At 59.3% G+C, this 19,623-nt stretch carries 18 protein-coding genes; 4 read left to right on the forward strand and 14 right to left on the reverse strand.

From position 1 onward, the window contains the following. The first annotated feature begins 97 nt into the window (after positions 1-97). Positions 98-1,072 (forward strand): HTH-type transcriptional regulator CysB, encoded by a 975-nt coding sequence (gene cysB, locus FJU30_RS06040; RefSeq protein WP_150434083.1) that lies wholly within the window; start codon positions 98-100, stop codon positions 1,070-1,072. A 45-nt stretch (positions 1,073-1,117) separates the two neighbouring features. On the opposite strand, the gene nth is transcribed toward cysB, so the two are convergent. From nth to ydgT, 9 genes are all read right to left on the reverse strand, one after another. After that, on the reverse strand, positions 1,118-1,753 hold the full coding sequence (gene nth, locus FJU30_RS06045; RefSeq protein WP_150434084.1) for an endonuclease III: 636 nt from the start codon (positions 1,751-1,753) through the stop codon (positions 1,118-1,120). Continuing rightward, positions 1,753-2,466: an electron transport complex subunit E gene (locus FJU30_RS06050; RefSeq protein WP_150434085.1), complete on the reverse strand. Its 714-nt coding sequence runs from the start codon at positions 2,464-2,466 to the stop codon at positions 1,753-1,755. The genes nth and FJU30_RS06050 overlap by 1 nt, the downstream gene beginning before the upstream one ends. Next, positions 2,463-3,092 (reverse strand): electron transport complex subunit RsxG, encoded by a 630-nt coding sequence (rsxG, locus tag FJU30_RS06055; protein ID WP_150434086.1) that lies wholly within the window; start codon positions 3,090-3,092, stop codon positions 2,463-2,465. The genes FJU30_RS06050 and rsxG overlap by 4 nt, the downstream gene beginning before the upstream one ends. A 9-nt stretch (positions 3,093-3,101) precedes the next feature. Beyond that, positions 3,102-4,157, reverse strand: coding sequence for an electron transport complex subunit RsxD (gene rsxD / locus FJU30_RS06060; protein ID WP_150434087.1), 1,056 nt, complete (start codon positions 4,155-4,157; stop codon positions 3,102-3,104). Beyond that, on the reverse strand, positions 4,157-6,442 hold the full coding sequence (gene rsxC, locus FJU30_RS06065; RefSeq protein WP_150434088.1) for an electron transport complex subunit RsxC: 2,286 nt from the start codon (positions 6,440-6,442) through the stop codon (positions 4,157-4,159). Before rsxC ends, rsxD begins: the two co-directional genes overlap by 1 nt. After that, the gene (gene rsxB / locus FJU30_RS06070; protein WP_150434089.1) at positions 6,435-7,013 is read right to left on the reverse strand and encodes an electron transport complex subunit RsxB; all 579 of its coding nucleotides are present in this window, start codon (positions 7,011-7,013) and stop codon (positions 6,435-6,437) included. Before rsxB ends, rsxC begins: the two co-directional genes overlap by 8 nt. After that, positions 7,013-7,594, reverse strand: a complete 582-nt coding sequence (gene rsxA, locus FJU30_RS06075; RefSeq protein ID WP_150434090.1) for an electron transport complex subunit RsxA — start codon at positions 7,592-7,594, stop codon at positions 7,013-7,015. The genes rsxB and rsxA overlap by 1 nt, the downstream gene beginning before the upstream one ends. Positions 7,595-7,730: 136 nt before the next feature. Continuing rightward, positions 7,731-8,174, reverse strand: coding sequence for a DUF2569 domain-containing protein (locus FJU30_RS06080; protein WP_150434091.1), 444 nt, complete (start codon positions 8,172-8,174; stop codon positions 7,731-7,733). 164 nt (positions 8,175-8,338) lie between these two features. Further along, the gene (gene ydgT, locus FJU30_RS06085) at positions 8,339-8,554 is read right to left on the reverse strand and encodes a transcription modulator YdgT (protein WP_150434092.1); all 216 of its coding nucleotides are present in this window, start codon (positions 8,552-8,554) and stop codon (positions 8,339-8,341) included. A 357-nt stretch (positions 8,555-8,911) separates the two neighbouring features. Between ydgT and FJU30_RS06090 the strand changes: the two genes are divergently transcribed. Further along, complete coding sequence (locus FJU30_RS06090) at positions 8,912-9,958, forward strand: oxidoreductase (protein WP_150434093.1); 1,047 nt, start codon at positions 8,912-8,914, stop codon at positions 9,956-9,958. Between the two features lie 93 nt (positions 9,959-10,051). Further along, positions 10,052-11,062, forward strand: a complete 1,011-nt coding sequence (locus FJU30_RS06095; RefSeq protein WP_150434094.1) for a bile acid:sodium symporter family protein — start codon at positions 10,052-10,054, stop codon at positions 11,060-11,062. Positions 11,063-11,114: 52 nt separating this feature from the next. Here FJU30_RS06095 and add read toward each other — a convergent pair whose 3' ends face one another. From add to manA, 3 genes are all read right to left on the reverse strand, one after another. Further along, positions 11,115-12,134: an adenosine deaminase gene (gene add / locus FJU30_RS06100; RefSeq protein ID WP_150434095.1), complete on the reverse strand. Its 1,020-nt coding sequence runs from the start codon at positions 12,132-12,134 to the stop codon at positions 11,115-11,117. A 264-nt stretch (positions 12,135-12,398) separates the two neighbouring features. Continuing rightward, positions 12,399-13,934 carry a YdgA family protein gene (locus FJU30_RS06105; RefSeq protein WP_150434096.1) on the reverse strand — a complete coding sequence of 512 codons (1,536 nt, stop codon included), beginning with the start codon at positions 13,932-13,934 and terminating at the stop codon, positions 12,399-12,401. Positions 13,935-14,021: 87 nt separating this feature from the next. Beyond that, positions 14,022-15,194: a mannose-6-phosphate isomerase gene (manA, locus tag FJU30_RS06110; protein WP_150434097.1), complete on the reverse strand. Its 1,173-nt coding sequence runs from the start codon at positions 15,192-15,194 to the stop codon at positions 14,022-14,024. A 325-nt stretch (positions 15,195-15,519) separates the two neighbouring features. On the opposite strand from manA, the gene fumC reads away from it, so the two are divergent. Then, complete coding sequence (gene fumC / locus FJU30_RS06115; RefSeq protein ID WP_150434098.1) at positions 15,520-16,917, forward strand: class II fumarate hydratase; 1,398 nt, start codon at positions 15,520-15,522, stop codon at positions 16,915-16,917. Between the two features lie 285 nt (positions 16,918-17,202). On the opposite strand, the gene tus is transcribed toward fumC, so the two are convergent. Both tus and FJU30_RS06125 read right to left on the reverse strand, forming a co-directional pair. Then, on the reverse strand, positions 17,203-18,138 hold the full coding sequence (gene tus / locus FJU30_RS06120) for a DNA replication terminus site-binding protein (RefSeq protein WP_150434099.1): 936 nt from the start codon (positions 18,136-18,138) through the stop codon (positions 17,203-17,205). Positions 18,139-18,273: 135 nt separating this feature from the next. Then, on the reverse strand, positions 18,274-19,563 hold the full coding sequence (locus tag FJU30_RS06125; RefSeq protein WP_150434100.1) for an MFS transporter: 1,290 nt from the start codon (positions 19,561-19,563) through the stop codon (positions 18,274-18,276). Positions 19,564-19,623: the final 60 nt, after the last annotated feature.

A 19,623-nucleotide genomic window follows, 5' to 3' on the forward strand; every position in this document is an offset into this window, starting at 1 on the left:
TGACATTAACTGGTGATTCTCTGAACGTGTCTCGCGGCCGCCGATTTGGCGGCGTTGTATCAGTGATGCGGGCGTCTCAATCTGGATGGGATAAATTATGAAACTGCAACAGCTTCGTTATATTGTTGAAGTTGTTAATCACAACCTGAATGTTTCTTCCACCGCCGAGGGGCTCTATACCTCGCAACCGGGGATAAGCAAACAGGTCAGGATGCTGGAAGATGAACTGGGTATTCAGATCTTCGCCCGCAGCGGCAAACATCTGACCCAGGTCACGCCGGCCGGACAGGAGATTATCCGCATCGCGCGCGAAGTTCTGTCCAAAGTGGATGCGATCAAAGCGGTGGCGGGGGAACACACCTACCCGGATAAGGGCTCGCTGTACGTGGCCACCACCCATACTCAGGCGCGCTATGCGCTGCCGCCGGTCATTAAGGGCTTTATCGACCGCTACCCGCGCGTGTCGCTGCATATGCACCAGGGGTCGCCGACGCAGATTGCCGAGGCGGTCGCCAAGGGAGCGGCGGATTTCGCCATTGCGACGGAAGCGCTTCATCTGTATGACGATCTGATTATGCTGCCCTGCTATCACTGGAACCGGGCGGTGGTGGTTAAACCGGATCATCCGCTGGCCGGGCGCAGTGAAATTTCAATCGAGGAGCTGGCCGCTTACCCGATAGTGACCTACACCTTCGGTTTTACCGGCCGCTCTGAGCTGGACACCGCCTTCAATCGGGCAGGACTGACGCCGCGCATCGTCTTTACCGCTACCGATGCCGATGTGATTAAAACCTATGTCCGTCTGGGGCTTGGCGTCGGGGTGATCGCCAATATGGCTATCGACCCGGTTACCGAATCGGATCTGGTGGCGATCAAGGTCAATACTATCTTCAGTTATAGCACCACGAAGATCGGCTTCCGTCGCAGCACCTTTCTGCGCAGCTATATGTATGACTTTATCGCCCGTTTCGCGCCGCACCTGACCCGCGATGTCGTGGATACCGCGGTGTCTCTGCGTTCGAATGAAGAAATCGAAGCGATGTTTAAAGACGTCGAACTGCCGGTAAAATAGCGCCGGCGCGGCGCGCTGTCGGCCGCCAGGCCGACGCCGTCCGCGTCAGCCGTACACCTTCTCGGGATATTCGCACAGATCTTCGATCAGGCAGGAGCCGCAGCGCGGTTTGCGGGCGATGCAGGTGTAGCGTCCCAGCAGGATCAGCCAGTGGTGGCAGTCCACTTTAAATTCGGCCGGCACCACCTTCAGCAGTTTTTCCTCCACCTGTTCGACATTTTTACCGGGCGCAAAGCCGGTGCGGTTGGATACGCGAAAAATATGCGTATCGACGGCGATGGTCGGCCAGCCGAACGCGGTGTTCAGCACCACGTTGGCGGTCTTGCGGCCCACGCCGGGCAGCGCTTCCAGCGCGGCCCGATCCTCGGGCACCTGACCCTGATGCTGTTCCAGCAAAATACGGCAGGTTTTAACGATATTCTCCGCTTTGCTGTTATACAGACCGATGGTCTTAATGTAGTCGCGGATGCCGTCCGCGCCCAGATCCAGCAGCGCCTGCGGCGTGTTGGCCACCGGGTAGAGCTTTGCCGTGGCCTTGTTGACGCTGACGTCGGTGGCCTGAGCCGACAGCAGTACGGCAATCAGCAGTTCGAACGGCGTCGTGTAACGCAATTCGGTTGTGGGATGAGGGTTGTCGTCGCGCAGGCGGCGTAAAATTTCCAGACGTTTTTTCTGGTTCATCAGACTTTCTCGGTAATCCCTGAAGATGAGGATGATAACGACGAATCCGCGGCGCGACGCGCGGCCTGCGTCCGCCGCTGTTTTATTTTTTCGTCAATAACGTATTTCGCCGCCAGCAGCAGCCCTAAGCCAATGAAGGCGCCGGGAGGCAGCATGGCGAGCAGGAAGGGGTAATCCATGTGGATCACCTCGATCCGCAGCGCGCGGGCCCAGTCGCCCAGCAGCAGATCCGCGCCGTCGAACAGCGTGCCGTTGCCGGCAATTTCACGCAGCGCGCCCAGCAGAAACAGCGCCACCGTGGCGCCCAGCCCCATCGCCAGACCGTCCAGCGCGGACAGCAGCGGCGGATGGCTGGCGGCGTAGGCCTCGGCGCGGCCGATAACGATACAGTTGGTCACGATCAGCGGAATAAAGATGCCGAGCGACTGATACAGTCCGTAAGCCCAGGCATTCATCAGCATCTGTACCGCGCTGACGATAGAAGCGATCAGCATCACATAGATTGGAATGCGGATTTCGGTCGGGATCCAGCGGCGGAAGAGCGATACCGCCACGTTGGTGCATATCAATACCAGAGTGGTGGCCAGCCCCAGCCCCAGCGCATTGGTGGCGGTGGACGAAACGGCCAGCAGCGGGCAGAGTCCGAGCAGCTGAACCAACGCCGAGTTATTTTTCCATATCCCCTGGGCAAACAGGTTTTTTACTTCGTTCACGATGATTCTCCACAGGGTGTCAGTGTGTCCAGCCGAGGCGGCAGGGTTTGCAGATACAACGCGCTGCGTTTTACCGCATTCACCACGGCGCGCGGCGTGATGGTCGCGCCGGTAAACTGATCGAACATGCCGCCCTCTTTGCTGACCGCCCAACGAACGTCGTCCGGTCCTTTGACGACCTGGTTTATGAAACGCTCGATCCAGTCTGAGATGCGCACCTCGATTTTATCGCCCAGCCCTGGCGTTTCATGGTGTTCCAGTACCCGGCTGCCGAGAACCGTACCGTGAAAGTCGGCGCCGACCAGCAGTTGAATAGCGCCAGAATACCCATCCGGCGCGGTGGTTTCCAGTGCGGCCGCAACGGCGACGCCCTTATTGCGCGCCAGGTAGAGCCGGTGCGGCGCGGCGCTGCCGAGCGCCGTGTCAGTGACAATGTAACATTCTGTCTGCATGTCGTTGTCGTACAGATTCGGCGGCACCACCTGATCGAGCAGGGCTTTTTGTTGTTTGGCGCTTTGTTCGCTGATGGTCGGCGCGGTGATCCGGTTAATCACCGCGCTGAGTCCGGTGGTCAGGGCGGCGAACAGCGCCAGCGTGACGGCATGGCGACGCATGGTGTCTAACATAGCAATTCCTTAGCGGCGGTGGCCATAGGCGCGTGGCTGAGTGAAATGGTCGATCAGCGGCACGGTAATATTCGCCAGCAGCACGGCGAAAGCGATCCCGTCCGGGTAGCCGCCCCAGGTGCGGATGAGCCAGGCCAGCAAGCCGATTAACGCGCCGAAAACCAGCCGTCCCCGGTTGGTGGTCGACGCGGTGACTGGATCGGTGGCGATAAAAAAAGCGCCCAGCATGGTCGCGCCGGAAAACAGGTGCAGCGACGGCGAGGCAAAATGTTGCGGGTCCAGCAGCCAGGCGAACAGTGCGCAACCGCTCAGCGTAAGCAAAAAACTGAGCGGAATATGCCAGCGGATCACGCCGCGCCACAGCAGGAACAGCCCGCCGGCGAGGAAGCCAAGGTTAATCCACTGCCAGCCTGGCCCGGCGAGAAAACCGCGCAGCGGCGGCAGTTGCTGGATTTGTTGCGCGGTCTGGCCTGTCCTCAGGCCGGTTTTGAGCGTATCCAGCGGCGTTGCCTGGCTGATGCCGTCAACATCCTGCATCAGCTGTTGCACGCTCAGACCGGCATGGGTATGGCCGCTGAAAATAGTCAACAACGTATCGTAAAAGCTCAACGGCACGGTCTGCAGAGAGGCGGGCGGCAGCCAACTGGTCATTGGCACCGGGAACGAAATCAGCAATACCACATAGCCGATCATGGCCGGGTTAAACGGATTTTGTCCCAGGCCGCCGTAGATTTGTTTGGCGATCACAATGGCGAAAAAAGTCGCCAGCACGACCATCCACCAGGGCGCCAGCGGCGGCAGGCTGATGCCGAGCAGGATTGCCGTCAGCAGGGCGGAATTATCGCTCAGGTGGCGTCTAATCGGATAACCTCTGAGTGACAGCGTCACCGATTCCGCAATCAGCGCGCTGATGCACGCCAGCGTCATCTGAATCAGATTGCCGTAACCAAAGAAAAATAGCTGCGCCAGCACGCCGGGAAGGCAGGCCAGTATCACCAGCGTCATAAGGCGCCGGGTGCTCTGCTGGTTATGTGTAAAGGGAGAGCTCGCGATTCTGAATACCATTATTCGTCCTGAGACATTATTTGAGCGGCCGCAGCCTGGGCCGCCTTGCGGGCCTTAACGCGGGCGATGGCGGCGGCGACGGCGGCCTTGCGCGGATCGGCGGGTTGTTGCGCTGGCACACCAGCGGCCGGTGAGGTCGGTGCTTCGGGCGACTGTTCGCCGGCCTGGGCTGCTTTGCGGGCCTTAACGCGGGCGATGGCGGCGGCGACGGCGGCCTTGCGCGGATCGGCAGGTTGTTGCGCTGGCGCATCAGCGGCCGGAGAGGTCTGGGCTTCGGTCGACTGTTCGCCGGCCTGGGCGGCCTTGCGGGCCTTAACGCGGGCGATGGCGGCGGCGACGGCGGCCTTGCGCGGATCGGCGGGTTGTTGCACTGGCGCATCATCGGCCGGGGAGGTCTGGGCTTCGGTCGACTGTTCGCCGGCCTGGGCCACTTTGCGGGCCTTAACGCGGGCGATGGCGGCGGCAGCGGCGGCCTTGCGCGGATCGGCGGGTTGTTGCGCTGGCGAATCTGCGGCCGGGGAGGTCTGGGCTTCGGTCGACTGTTCGCCGGCCTGGGTCGCCTTGCGGGCCTTAACGCGGGCGATGGCGGCGGCGACGGCGGCCTTGCGCGGATCGGCGGGTTGTTGCGCTGGCGCATCTGCGGCCGCCGTTGTTTCCTGTCGCTCGGCGGCCTGGGCCGCTTTAACCCGGGCGATAGCGGCCGCCACCGCCGCTTTGCGCGGCGCGACCGTCTGCGCCTGCTCGTGGGGGGCGTTGAGCTGAACGGCGTCGGACGGTTTATCCGTCGCCGCGCCGGCGCGCGCCGCTTGCGCCGGTGTCCCGGCCGGCGCGATGTTTACCGCAGCCTGAAGGTGTCGCTGCTCGCGCGCCAGTTTTTCCCGCGCCAGCCGCGCCTGTCGCGCGTCGTAGCGGATTTTCGCCTGCGCCGCCCGTTCAGCTTCGCTATCGAGCGAGCGAATCTCCGCCTTTTCCTGCCGGTAGTATTGCACCAGCGGAATATTGCTCGGACAGACCCAGGCGCAGGCGCCGCATTCAATGCAGTCGAACAGATGATGCTGACGCGCTTTTTCGTGTTCGGCGCCGCGGCTGAACCAGTACAGCTGCTGCGGCAGCAGGCCAGCCGGACAGGCATCGGCACACTGACTGCAGCGGATACAGGATTGTTCCGCGTCGTTTTGCCCCATTTCGCTGCGCGAGGGCGCCAGAATACAGTTGCTGATTTTCACTATCGGCACATCGAGCAGCGGCAGGGTGAAGCCCATCAGCGGACCGCCCATAATCACCAGTTGCTGATTGTCCGAAGCAAACCCTGCGTAATTAAGCAGATGCTGTACCGGCGTGCCGAAGCGCGCCCAGACATTGCCCGGCCGATGGATGGCTTCGCCGGTCAGCGTGACGACGCGTTCGGTCATCGGCTCGCCGTCGATCACCGCGCGCTTAATCGCAAAAACGGTGCCGACATTTTGCATCAGCACGCCAATCGCCGCCGAATGCTGGCCGAAAGGCACTTCTTTACCGGTCAGAATGCGGGTCAGCTGCTTCGCGCCGCCGGAGGGATATTTGGTCGGGATGACCCGCAGTTCAATGCGCTCAGAAGCCGATAATGCGCGTTTCAACGCATCAATAGCTTCGGGCTTGTTATCCTCAATGCCGATCAGAATGCGCTGCGGCCGCAGCAGATGATCCAGAATATCGATGCCCAGGACGATGTCCGCCGCGCATTCCTGCATCAGCCGGTCATCGGCGGTAATGTAGGGCTCGCACTCGGCGGCATTGATAATCAGTGTCTCGATACCGCGCAGGCCGCCCTGCAGTTTGGCCGCCGTCGGAAAACCGGCGCCGCCCAGCCCGGCGATGCCGGCCTGGTGCAGATGCTGCAGTAGCGCCTCGACCGGCTGTTGACGGTAGTCGACCAGCGGACGACGATCGACCCAGCGGTCCTCTCCGTCGGGCGCGATCAGAACGCTGAGCTCCGCCAGCGCCGAGGGATGGGCGGTCGTGTGGGGACGGATCGCCGTGACGGTGCCGGAGGTGGGGGCATGCACCGGCAGCGAACGCCCGTAGCCGCGCGTCAACGGCTGACCGCGCAGGACCTTATCGCCGACGCCGACGCACAGCTCGCCTTCCGGCCCCAGGTGCTGGCGGAGCGGAATAATAAAGTGGTCTGGCAGCGGCACCGTACGCAACGGCGTCCGACTGGAACGGATCTTCATCTCAGGAGGATGGATCCCGCCGGCAAAATCCCAGATTTTGTCTTTCCTGAGCGCGGCAAACAGCTTAAACATGATTTTCCACCTGAATAATCTGGACCGGAATGGTATTCAGGTCCCATTTCCAGCTGGAGGTGGTCGGCGCCACTGGGCGTAATTCGATGCAGTCCGTCGGGCAGGGGGAAACGCACAGATCGCAGCCGGTGCACAGATCGCTCATCACGGTATGGACGGCCCGGGTGCTGCCGATGATGGCGTCGACCGGGCAGGCCTGAATGCATTTGGTGCAGCCAATGCAGCTGCTTTCGTCGATCCAGGCGACTTTTCGCTCAGGCTTGCGGAGCGAACTGCCGCCGTCCAGCGGTTGCGGCTCGACGTTGAGCATTTCCGACAGTTTGAGCATCATCGGTTCGCCGCCCGGCACGCATTTATTGATGCATTCTCCGTTCAGCGCGACGGCTTCGGCGTACGGCCGGCATCCGGGGTAACCGCACTGACCGCACTGGCTTTGCGGCAGCGCGGCTTCAACCTCTTCGACGATCGGGTTGCCTTCGATCCTGAAGCGCCGGGCGGCGTAGCCCAACAGCAGGCCGGACAGCAGCGCCATCGTCGTTAACGCCGCAACGGCGATCCACAGAGACGTCATTAGAATTTCACCAGCCCGGTAAAGCCCATGAAGGCCAGCGACATTAAACCCGCGGTGATCAACGCAATTGAGGATCCGCGAAAGGGGGCCGGCACGTCCGCTACGGCGATCCGTTCGCGCAGGGCGGCGAACAGCACCATCACCAGAGAGAAACCCAGCGCGGCGCCAAAACCGTAGACGGTGGACTGCAGGAAGTTGTGCGACTGATTAACGTTTAACAACGCAACGCCGAGAATGGCGCAGTTGGTGGTGATCAGCGGCAGATAGATGCCCAGCAGTCGGTAAAGCGCCGGGCTGGTCTTTCTGACCGCCAGCTCGGTGAACTGCACCACGACGGCGAAGACCAGGATAAACGCCAGGATGCGCAACCAGGCCAGGTCGAGCGGCTGCAGAATAAAGCTATTCACCAGCCACGCGCAGATTGAGGCGACGGTCATCACGAAGGTGGTGGCCATACCTAAGCCGATGGCGGTTTCCAGTTTTTTAGAAACGCCCATAAACGGACACAGGCCAAGGAACTTCACTAACACGAAGTTATTGACCAGGATAGTTCCGACGAACAACAGTAAATATTCGGTCATTGCGTAGCCTGAATAAACAAAACCCGCTTATTATCAGATATTGACGCGCTTTCGACAACATCGCGGTAACAAGCTTATTGATAATGCGGAACGGCGGTTGCGCACGGAGCGATGGATTGCGCGCCGACCGGCCGCTTCACCCGACGGTAAAGGTAGCCTTCACCCGGCGCGAACGGGAGATATAGGGGGCGAAGATGGCGGCGGCCAGCAGCGGCAGCCACAGATTGCGCAGAGCCGCCTCATCGGTAACCGGCGAAAAGGCAAAGGTTTTTAACGCCAGCGCCACCGTCAGAATCAGCCACAGAATAAACAGTCGCGGAAAACGGCGCGACCGATGAAAAAACAGCCAGACCAGCCAGGCGCTGTACAGCCAGATGGCGGCCGTCGTCAGCAGCGACAAAGACCACTGCAACATGAACGTTTCGCCGTTGGCGAACAGGGCCTGGCGCGCTTCCGGCGTAATTAGCGTCAGCAGATAAAAGGCCAGCATCAGGCTGGCGCTCAGCAGAGTAACCAGCAGCCAGGCCAGTGGCGCGAGCAGCCAGCCGCCGATAGGTGGTGAAGATGCGGGGGCGGACATAGGCAACAGGCTCCGTAGCAGATTTCGGTGGATCCTCTGTGGAGGAGGAGGTGCGGGCCGCAACAGTATACGCGACAGCCCGCAATTAATCATTTCTCTTATCCGCAGGGCGGCGTCGGAGTGAGACTGGTGAGGAACAAGGTTGACGGCAGAAAAACGGGGGGTTATATCACATAGCGCCAGACCGATTTAGGGACGCAGCCCACATCGTATAACCGGCCGCCTGAAACCAGCTCGGCGCGGCGATGGTCGGCGGCACGATACATATTGATAATTTCTTTGTTATCCGTAAGCGAGTAATTCAGATGGTCAAACAGCTTTTCCAGACTTTCCATAGTGTGAACTTTGCGGAATTTAAGCAAATAATCGTGAACCGTCATAATGATATAAGTATCGTTATAAGTGGAAGCGATTAAGTATATGCAAGCGGAAAACCCTGTCTATAGGGCGAAAGGAAAAAAGAAACTATTTTTGCCATTGGCAATATGCGCCGGGTTTTGCCGCTGAACCGCGGTCTGGCGGGCGGTGCGCGCCGCAGGCGCGAGCGAAGACGGGGAAGACGCGCCGCGGTGAAACCGGTTTCACCGCCGGCGGGCACGCGGGGTAAGGGCGCGTTTATTTATCGCGCGCCGCGGCGGATGAACCGGGGTTAAAAAGAAGAGCGGGATCGCGCGGAGCGCCGGCTGGCCGGTGCTATACTGCCTGAACCGACAGTTAATGAGGCAGGAGGAGCTTCGATGGCTGATAATATTCGTGTTGGTCTGCTGGGTTATGGCTACGCCAGTAAAACATTTCATGCGCCGCTGATTGCCGGCACGCCCGGGCTGACGCTGGCGGCGATAACCAGCCGCGATGCCGCTAAGGTGCACGCCGACTGGTCGCAGGTGCGGGTGGCCGATGATCCCCATACGCTGTTTGACGATCCTGAACTCGATTTGATCGTGATCGCCACGCCCAACGACAGCCATTTCCCGCTGGCCCGTCAGGCGTTGAAGGCCGGTAAGCACGTGGTGGTGGATAAACCGTTCACTGTAACCCTGTCGCAGGCGCGTGAACTGCACTACCTGGCTGAACACACCGGCAAGCTGCTGTCGGTGTTTCACAACCGCCGCTGGGATAGCGATTTCCTGACGTTAAAGAATCTGCTGCACGCCGGTAAGCTGGGCGACGTGGTCTATTTTGAATCGCACATCGATCGTTTTCGGCCGGAAGTACGCCAGCGCTGGCGCGAACAGAGCGGCGAGGGCAGCGGCATCTGGTTCGATCTGGCGCCGCATCTGATCGACCAGACGCTGCAGCTGTTCGGTCTGCCGGTCGCGCTGCACGCCGATCTGGCTCAGATCCGCCCCGGCAGCCAGACCGCCGACTATTTTCACGCCACGCTGATTTATCCGCAGCGCCGGGTGGTGCTGCATGCCAGTATGATGGCCGCCGCGCCGACCGCGCGCTATATCGTGCACGGCACGCAGGGCAGTTTTGTCAAATTCGGCACCGATCCGCAGGAAGATCGACTGAAAGCGGGGGAACGACCGGCGCAGCCCGACTGGGGACAGGATCGACAGGATGGCGTATTGACGCTGCATCAGAGCGGCATCATGGTCGAACAGCGTATCGCCACTCTCCCCGGTAACTATCTTGCCTATTATGCGGCGATCCGCGATGCGCTGAACGGCAAGGGCGATAACCCGGTTCCGGCCCGTCAGGCGATTCAGGTTATGGAGCTGATTGAGCTGGGGCTGGCCTCTTATGAACATAAAAAAACGCTGGTATTAAAAAATAACTAGATCTGTCCGGCGTAATTGCCGATAGTTTATCCCTGTTTTTTTCAGGCGATCCCGGGATCGCCTGTGTTTTTTCTGTCCAGGGGGTTGGCTTTTATGGGGTTGTTGCAACGTTTACGAATTGATAAATTTTTACTGGTGCTGGTGACGGTCGTGATCCTCGCCTCGCTGTTTCCCTGCGAGGGCGAGGTAAAAACGTTTTTCGAACACTTCACCACCTTCGCCATTGCGCTACTGTTTTTTATGCATGGCGCCAAACTTTCCCGTGCGGCTATCGCTTCCGGCATTGGACACTGGCGGCTTCATCTGGTGGTTTTCGCCAGTACCTTTATCCTGTTCCCGCTGCTGGGGCTGGGGATGAATGTTCTGGTGCCTGGCGTGTTGACGCCCGCGCTTTATCTCGGCTTTCTGTATCTGTGCGCGCTGCCGGCGACGGTACAGTCGGCGATTGCCTACACCTCGATGGCCGGCGGCAACGTGGCCGCGGCGATCTGCAGCGCATCGGCATCCAGTATTCTGGGCGTATTCCTGTCGCCGATTCTGGTCGGTTTGCTGATGCACACTCAGGGCGGTCAGACTGATGTGCTGCACGCGATTTATTCGATCATCATGCAGTTGATGGTGCCGTTCGTGATTGGTCACCTGTCGCGCCCGCTGATCGCCGGCTGGGTGGAACGCAACCGCAAACTGATTAATATCACTGACCGGTCATCGATACTGCTGGTGGTCTACGTCGCCTTTAGCGAAGCGGTGGTGCAGGGTATCTGGCATCAGATTAACGGCTGGGCGTTGCTGTCGGTGGTCGGCTGCTCGCTGGTCCTGCTGACGATCGTTCTGGTCATCAATACACAGGCGGCGCGGCGGCTCGGTTTCAATACCGCCGATGAAATTACCATCGTCTTCTGCGGCTCCAAGAAAAGTCTTGCCAACGGCATCCCGATGGCGAATGTGCTGTTTCCCGCGTCCGCGGTGGGGGCGATGGTGCTGCCGCTGATGATTTTTCACCAGATTCAGTTGATGGTGTGCGCGGCGCTGGCGCAGCGCTATGCGCGTCGTCTGGCGCGTGAAGAACCGGTCGTGCAGCCGGAACAGGCTGCGGAAAAATAAATATCTAACTGGCGGGGAGCGCGCTCCCCGCCCGTCGGTCGGTCCCGGCCGATCAGCCCTGACGATTCTCCGCTCTGGCTCGTACCTTTTCCCGCAGCTGTCGTTTTTCCTGCTCGCTCAGAAAGGCCATCCGCAGACCGTTTTCCTGCGCCTGCCGGATGTCGTCGCGGGTCAGGCCGGCCTGCGGCGCGGCCACCTGATATTCATGCGCGATTTCAATCCCCTGAACCGCCGGATCGTCGGTGTTGATGGTGGCGGAAATACCGTGGCGCAGGAAATGCACCAGCGGGTGTTCGGCCAGCGAGTCGACCGTGCTGGTTTGCAGGTTGGAGGTCAGGCAGGATTCAATGCCGATATGGTGCTCCGCCATATACTGCATCAGCGCCGGATCGACTATCGCCTTCACGCCGTGGCCGATGCGCTCCGCGCCCAGTTCATTGATCGCCTGCCAGATGCTGGACGGGCCGGCGGCTTCGCCGGCGTGTACGGTGATGTGCCAGCCGGCGTCGCGCCCGAGTTTAAAGTGGCTGGTAAACAGTTCGCCCGGGTAACCCAGTTCGTCGCCGGCGAGATCGAGAGCGGTAATCTCGTCGCGGCAGGCCAGCAAACCGTCCAGCTCCTGCTGACAGGCCTGAATGCCGAAGGTGCGGCTCAGAATGCCAATCAGGCGGATAGCGATATCATAATCGCGGCAGCCGGCGCGGATGCCGTCGACTACCGCTTCCACCACGCCCTGTACCGGCAACTGGTGGTTCAGCGCCATGTAGTAAGGCGAGAAGCGCAGTTCGGCGTAGTCCAGTCCGGCATTGGCGGCATCGGCCACATTTTCATAAGCGACCCGGCGACAGGCTTCCAGCGAGCCAAGTACCGCCACGCCCCAATCGAGCTTTTGTAAAAAGCTGACCAGGTCGGGCTCGGTCTGGGTGATCTGAACATGGGGAATCAGATCGGCAATCGTCTGCGCCGGCAGCGCAATATTAAACTGACGTCCCAGTTCCAGAATGGTCTGTGCCCGGATATTGCCATCGAGGTGACGGTGGATATCAGTCAGCGGAAGTCGCAAATCAATCATGTAGCACTCTTTTTGTAAAGGGAGGCGGAGCAATAGCCGTTATTTTTCAGGTCGCGGCAGTATCGACGCATTCGGGCGCGGCGAGTAACTCAACGCCGGGCGGCCGTCACCGTAAAATCTATCGGCTATGATTTTTCGCTGTCGAATGCTGAGAAGTATAAAAACAAAAAGGCCGGAATTGCCATTCCGTTGCGGAAAAAACTAACCGATTGATAATAAAACAGCCAGCGCGAGGCTGGCTGTCGGATACCATAGGGTAAAGGTTTATTCTGCCGGTTGCTGCTGCGGCGCCGCATCCGGCTCAGACTCTGGCTCGGCCATCGGCGCCGCGCCGCCGAATGAAAACTGGCCGAGAAGCTGCGTCACCTGACTCAGCGGGAACTTGTTGCCGTTGAGGTCGAACACGCCGTCAGTGTACTTCAGCGAGCTGGTCAGCATATTGTCTTTAACCGTCAGCAGGTTGTTGCTTTGGCCCATTGCCGTTAGCTGCTGTACGTTTTGCGCGGCCTGCTGGCGCACCGCCGGCTCATTGTCGGGCTCGCTAAGCAGACCGCCCTGGTACAGGAATTCGGTCAGCATCTCTGGCGAGATCGTCAGGTTGACGTCGAAGTTTTTCAGCGCGCGGCGAATCAACTGTTCGGTCGGCGTGGCGGCGGGGGTATCGGCCGGCAGCGGACTGGACGCCGGATCGGTCAGCGTCAGGGTAAGATTAAGCGTGCTTTCCCCTTTGCTGTTTTTCCATTTGAAGGGGGCGATGCTCAGCGTCGGGCTGGATTTTAACAGCAGCGGCAGATTGTCGAACAGCGCCGCCCAGCTCGCCTGCCCGTTGACGTCGCCGGCCTGCATGACCTGTTTAAGCTGCTGACGGTACTGCGTCATGAATTGCTGCGTATTCTTACCGTCCAGCGGGCCATATTTCACCGTGCTCGACAGATCGCCGAAATCGCGTTTATTGATGCTCATCGACGCGAGGGTCGTCACGACCTGGCCGTTCAGGCTAGTCTCATCCTCGGTTAAGGTGCCGGTGGAGGTCAGTCCCTTCAGGCGAAGGTCAGTGTCGCCTTCGGCGATCATCGCGATTTCACCCAGCGAGATCTTCGTTTCTCCCAGACTAACGTCGAATTTTCCTTTGTGGGCGACGCTGTCGACGCTCAACTTGTTAAGCAGGATTTTCTCCTGCTCGCCCCAGTCGTTTTTATTCACCAACTGTAAATGATCGAATGCGGCGGATAGCGTACCTTCGCTCAGATCATTTTTGGTTGATACCTGCAGGGTGGCGCCGCTGAATTCCAGACCGGCCTCTTTGCCTTGTTCCTGTTTCAGCGGCAGCAGGGTGATATGTGAATCCATATCGCCCTGCCAGGAAAGCCGGGTATCGGCCTGCAGGAACGGCGCATTATTGGTCAGTTCGAATAGCTTGCTCACCAGCGGCGTGTTGGCCAGTTCGGAATGCACGGAAGCCAGCGACGGAATAAAATTAAAGCGCTTTAACTGCGCCAGCGGGAAGGGGCCGTGACTGATGGTTTCATTGAACTCAATAGACTGTTCGCTGGTCTGCCGATCGGTTTTGTCGCCAAACTGCAGTACGTAGCGTACCTGACTGCTGAACAGGCCGCGCTGATAGTCCTGATGCACCAGTTTAAGGCCGGCCGTCGGCGCGCTGACCTGCATTTGTTCGTTGGCCTGACGGGTGAACTCATCGATACGTTGTTCGATCTGTTTGCCGGTATACCATGAGGCGCCGGTCCATACGGCGCCGACAGCGACAATCACCGCGACGGCCAGCAACGATTTTTTCATAGTTTGTTTCTCATCCTTTCTCTGAGTGCGATCCAAATCCCGCCAGCGGCCTGAACCGGTCGACAGGGATAATTGTTGGTCGTTAGGTTACTGATTAAATACGCGCGCGATCCGGCCGCGCCCGCTGACCTGTACGGGCGAGTCAGCGGCGGCGATAAAGCAGGACTCGCCCGGTTGCAGCCTGATGGCGCTGCCTTGCGACGTCAGTTGCGCTTCGCCGTCCACGCAGAAGATAATCGCCGCGCTTTGCTGACTCAGCGTTTCCGGCTGTGCGCTCAGCATGTGCAGGGAGAAAGCGAAATCATCGACCGGAATCGGAAAGCGTAGCGCATTGCCGCGCCGTTCGGGGACCGTCAGCAACTGACTGAGCGGTTTTTCCGCAAATTTGACGTTGGCCAGCAGTTCGGGAATATCTATATATTTGGGCGTCAGGCCGGCGCGCAGCACATTATCCGAATTGGCCATTACCTCGAGGCCCACGCCGCGCAAGTAGGCGTGCGGCGTTTCGGCATAAAGAAACATCGCTTCGCCGGGCTGGAGCGTGATTACGTTCAGCAACAGCGGCGAAAACAGACCGCCGTCGTCGGGGTAATAACGGGTCAGGGTGCGAATGGTTTCCCATGGCTCGCCCTGCCGGCCGTTCAGCGCCGCCTTCAGCACGCCGATGGCGCGCGACTTCTGCTCGCCTTCCATGCTCAACAGACTGGAGAACAGCGTAGCGAGACTACGGGTGTCCGGCTGAAGCAGGAAAGATGGGATCGCGGCGTGCGCGCCGGCGACAGGCTGCAGCAGGGCGGCGATTTCATGCAGTTCGCGGAAACCGTTCATCGCCTGGAACGGCGTCAGGGCGAACACCAGTTCCGGCTTGTGGTTGGCGTCTTTATAGTTGCGCTGCGCGTCGTCCAGCGCGATGCCGGCCGCATTCTCTTTGGCGTAGCCGGCTTCGGCCGCCGACTTGCTGGGGTGGACCTGAATAGACAGCGGCTGTTCCGCACAGAGCACTTTAAACAGAAAAGGCAATTCGCCGAAGCGGCGGGCGATATTTTCCCCGAGGCTGGCGACGATATCCTGTCCGATCGCATCGCGCAGGCTGACCGTATTACCCTGCGCGTCCACTACGCGTGAACTGCTTTTCGGGTGGGCGCCCATCCACAGTTCGGCCATCGGCAGGTTTTGCGGATTGTCGATGCCGTACATGTCGGTTAACGCGGTTTTGCTACCCCAGGCATAATGCTGAATGCCATTGAGCATTTTTTGCATTGCGACTCCCTGTTTGTCTATGCAGATTAAATAGTTAATAAAAACTTAAATAAGTTTCAGTATCAATAAACCAGGCTCGCTCGCATAATGTTAATGTTTTATATGTCACTATGCCACATGGAAACGGCACCAAATCCTCCATCTGTCAGGTTGCCGGTGCGCAGGTGTCTCTTTCGCTCCCGTCACTTAGTCAGATGTCCGCAGGATTCGTTCGTTTGCCGTTTCTCTGAATTCTGGCTTCTGATCAGGTATGCCCTTCACGCATTCGCCTGCGCGCCAGGATCCGTCACCGTCAGACATGAAATACGCACAGGAGATAAGGGTAATGACAACCACGCGCATTGAAAAAGATTCAATGGGACCGATTGAAGTACCTGCGGATAAACTTTGGGGCGCCCAGACGCAGCGTTCTCTGGAGCATTTCCGCATTTCCGAAGAAAAAATGCCGCGCGCGCTGATTTATGCACTGGCGCAGACGAAACGCGCCGCGGCCAGCGTCAATATGGATTTAGGCCTGCTGCCGGCCGATCGCGGCAATGCCATCGTGCAGGCGGCGGATGAAGTTCTGGCCGGTCAGCATGCGGGCGAATTCCCGCTGGCGATTTGGCAAACCGGCTCCGGCACCCAGAGCAACATGAACATGAACGAGGTGCTGGCCAACCGCGCCAGCGAGCTGCTCGGCGGCGAACGCGGCAACGCGCGGCGAGTGCACCCGAATGACGATGTGAATAAAAGCCAGAGTTCGAACGATGTATTTCCCACCGCGATGCACGTCGCCGCCGTTATCGCGCTCAATGAGCACCTGATCCCGCAACTGGAGGCGCTGCTGAATACGCTGGACGGCAAGGCGCAGGCGTTCAGCGATATTGTCAAAATCGGCCGCACCCATCTGCAGGACGCCACGCCGCTGACGCTCGGGCAGGAAATTTCCGGCTGGGCGGCGATGCTGGCGCATAATCTGCGCCATATCGAAAACAGCATTCCGCATCTGGCGGAGCTGGCGCTGGGCGGCACCGCGGTGGGGACCGGGCTTAATACGCACCCGGAATACGCGGTGCGCGTGGCCGCCGAACTGGCCAGACTCACCGGCCATCCCTTTGTGACCGCGCCGAATAAATTCGAATCGCTCGGCACCTGCGATGCGCTGGTTCACGGCCACGGCGCACTGAAAGGGCTGGCCGCATCGATGATGAAGATCGCCAATGACGTGCGCTGGCTGGCTTCCGGCCCGCGTTGCGGCATTGGCGAACTGAGCATTCCGGAAAATGAACCGGGCAGTTCCATCATGCCCGGCAAGGTCAATCCGACGCAGTGCGAAGCCGTCACCATGCTGTGCTGTCAGGTGATGGGGAATGATGTCGCCGTCAACATCGGCGGCGCTTGCGGCAACTTTGAGCTCAATGTCTACCGGCCGATGGTGATCCATAACTTCCTGCAGTCGATTCGTCTGCTGGCCGACGGCATCAAGAGCTTTAATGAGCACTGCGCAACGGGTATCGAACCGAATCGCGAGCGGATTAATCAGTTGCTCAATGAGTCGCTGATGCTGGTGACCGCGCTGAATACGCATATTGGCTACGATAAAGCGGCCGAGATTGCGAAAAAAGCGCACAAGGAGGGGCTGACGCTAAAAGCTTCGGCGCTCAAGCTTGGCTATCTGACCGGGGAGCAGTTTGATCTGTGGGTGCGCCCGCAGGATATGGTCGGCAGTATGAAGTCGTAACCTCCGATACGCACAGCAGAGCACGCCAGTCGACGATGACTGGCGTTTTTTTGTCAGCCGTAAACCACCGCCCAGGGAGACGGCGACTGTTCCTGTAGGGCTACAGCCCGAAGAAAAACGATAAGAAAATATTTCGCCTTACGTCGGGCTGATCCAGAGATGCAGTGACGTTTTTTTATCGGTATGTCCTCAGCAACCATGCTAAGAATTTTTATCCCCGTCTCGGTATAAAAACGCTTAATCGAACGGCCTTACCCCCTATAAGGTCGGTTTTTTGCTGCGCTTTCATTCCGGCTGATCGGTATAAAGGTGCAGGCGCGGGATCAACAGCCGCAGCGTTTGCGCCTGCGGTTTATATTTATGCCGCACGTTGGCCGCATCGTAATGATTCAGAACGCCGATCGCCGGCGCCTGTGCGCCGCGATCGCTCTGACACAGGACAATAAGCGGCGAAGGGCAGGGATGCTGCACCTGTTTTTGCTGCGCAGGGTACCAGACGCGGGCTATCGGCTGTACCTTCACCGGCCGTTTAATCTTGAGTACGGCATTCTCCGGCAGGCGCCTCACCTGGGCGATTTCCTCCATGATGTGCCCGGCCCACTGCTGTTTGCTGTAGGGGGCCACCGCCCGGCCGGCGTTCAGGCTTTTTTCCAGCCGGGCCAGTAATTCGGCGCGCGTCAGATTGTTAATCACGTGTTTGTTGGCCCAGCCGAAGCGTACCGAGGCCGGATCGGTCAGCACGTTGATGGTCCGATAAGCGCTCAGGGTGATTAGCCCGCGCAGGTGGCTGTGTACGAATTCAAAGCGCTGTTCTGGCTCCAGCCCGGTTTCGACGGTAACAATCCGTTCCAGTTCCTGCTTAAGCGCGTTGATGTCGGCTACGCGCTGGCTGACATGCTGATATTGCCGCGCGTCGACGGCGAAACACAGGGCGCCGGGCAGGCGGATCGCCGACTTTGAACTGATGTTTTCCGGGTAATGGTGAATAAACAGCTGGTGGAAGTGGCGTAATCCGGGCCGCAGCGCCGCCGGTCCCTCCAGCGTTTCGACCCGGATAGCGTGAATAGGATCGTGTTCGTGCCCTTTGAGTACCGGCGGCAGGGTAAACAACCGGGCGGCCAGCAGAGGCGTGGTCAGCAATTGATCACGCAGCGCAAACAGTTCCGCTTCGAGCTGCCTGAAGCAGCGATTGAGTCGTTCAATCAAGTCGTATCGGGTCATTGTCCGCTCTTTGGTTTTGGATTTAGTTACAACATACACGTCTATTGACTAAATAACCAGACCCCGGCAACCGTGTTGAATTCACGATCGCTAAGGTCTGGCAGTGGCCGTGGGCGAGATTGAGGATATGCGCCTTCAGGGCAGTTTTTTCAACCGCAAGGCGAGCAGCAGGGCGATGCCCAGCAGGCAGGCGAGGAAGACGACGATGCCGTTCCAGCCAAAGCGATACCAAAATACACCGCCCAGCGTACCGGCCAGGCTGGATCCCAGATAATAGCTGAACAGATAGAGCGAGGAGGCCTGGCCTTTGGCGCGCCGCGCGCGCTGGCCGATCCAACCGCTGGCCACCGCGTGAGCCGAAAAGAATCCGGCGGTAAACAGCATCATGCCGGCAAAAATAATCAGCAGCGGCGAGAACGTCGTCAGCAGTACGCCCAGCAGCATAATCGCGGTAAAGACGATCAGTACCGGGCCGCGGCCGTATTTCGCGGTCAGCGCGCCCGCTTTGGGCGAACTGTAGGTGCCGGTCAAATAGACCACCGACAGCAGGCCGACCACCGCCTGGTTGAGGCCATAGGGCGCGGCCAGCAGCCGATAGCCGATGTAGTTAAACAATGTGACGAAGGCGCCCATCAGCAGAAAACCTTCGGCAAACAGCAGCGGCAGACCGGCGTCGCGCCACTGTAGTCTAAAATTGATCAGCAACGCGCGTGGTCGCAGCGACCCCGGACGGAAGTGACGCGAAGCCGGCAGAATGCGCCAGAAGGTAAACGCCGCCGCCAGCGCCAGCAGACCCATAACGCCGACGGAAACGCGCCAGGGGAAATAGTCGGTCAGTACGCCGCTCACCACGCGGCCGCTCATGCCGCCGAGCGAGTTGCCGCTGATATACAGCCCCATGGAAAACGCCAGCACGCTGGGGTGGATTTCTTCGCTCAGGTAGCTCATGGCGACCGCGGCTACGCCGCTCAGCGACAGACCAATCATGGCGCGCATCAGCAGAACGGCGCTCCAGCTGGTCATCAGCGTGCTGAACAGCGTACAGATAGCGGCCAGCATCAGGGAAACCACCATTACATTTTTACGGCCTACGCAATCGGACAACGGGCCGGTGAACAGTAAACCGAACGCCATGGTGACGGTCGAAACCGACAGCGACAGGCTGGCGCTGGCCGGTGAAATGCCGAAATCCTGCGACAGTACCGGCAGGATGGGCTGCACGCAATAGAGTAACGCGAAGGTGGCCAGTCCGGCGGAAAACAGCGCCATAGTAACGCGAATAAACTGCGGCGTGCCGCGTTTTATATAGGGCGTTTTGGCGGGCGTTAATGACTGACTGGAGGCCTGAGCCGGGGAGTGTTCATCGTCGGCCGCCACCGTGGCGATGGCGGAAACTAATGGTGCAGACTGCTGCGGGGTACTCAAAATACATCCTTACCGAACATCGGAGAGACATCCTGTCCATGGCGGACATCACAAAGTGTC

Source organism: Affinibrenneria salicis, from assembly GCF_008710095.1.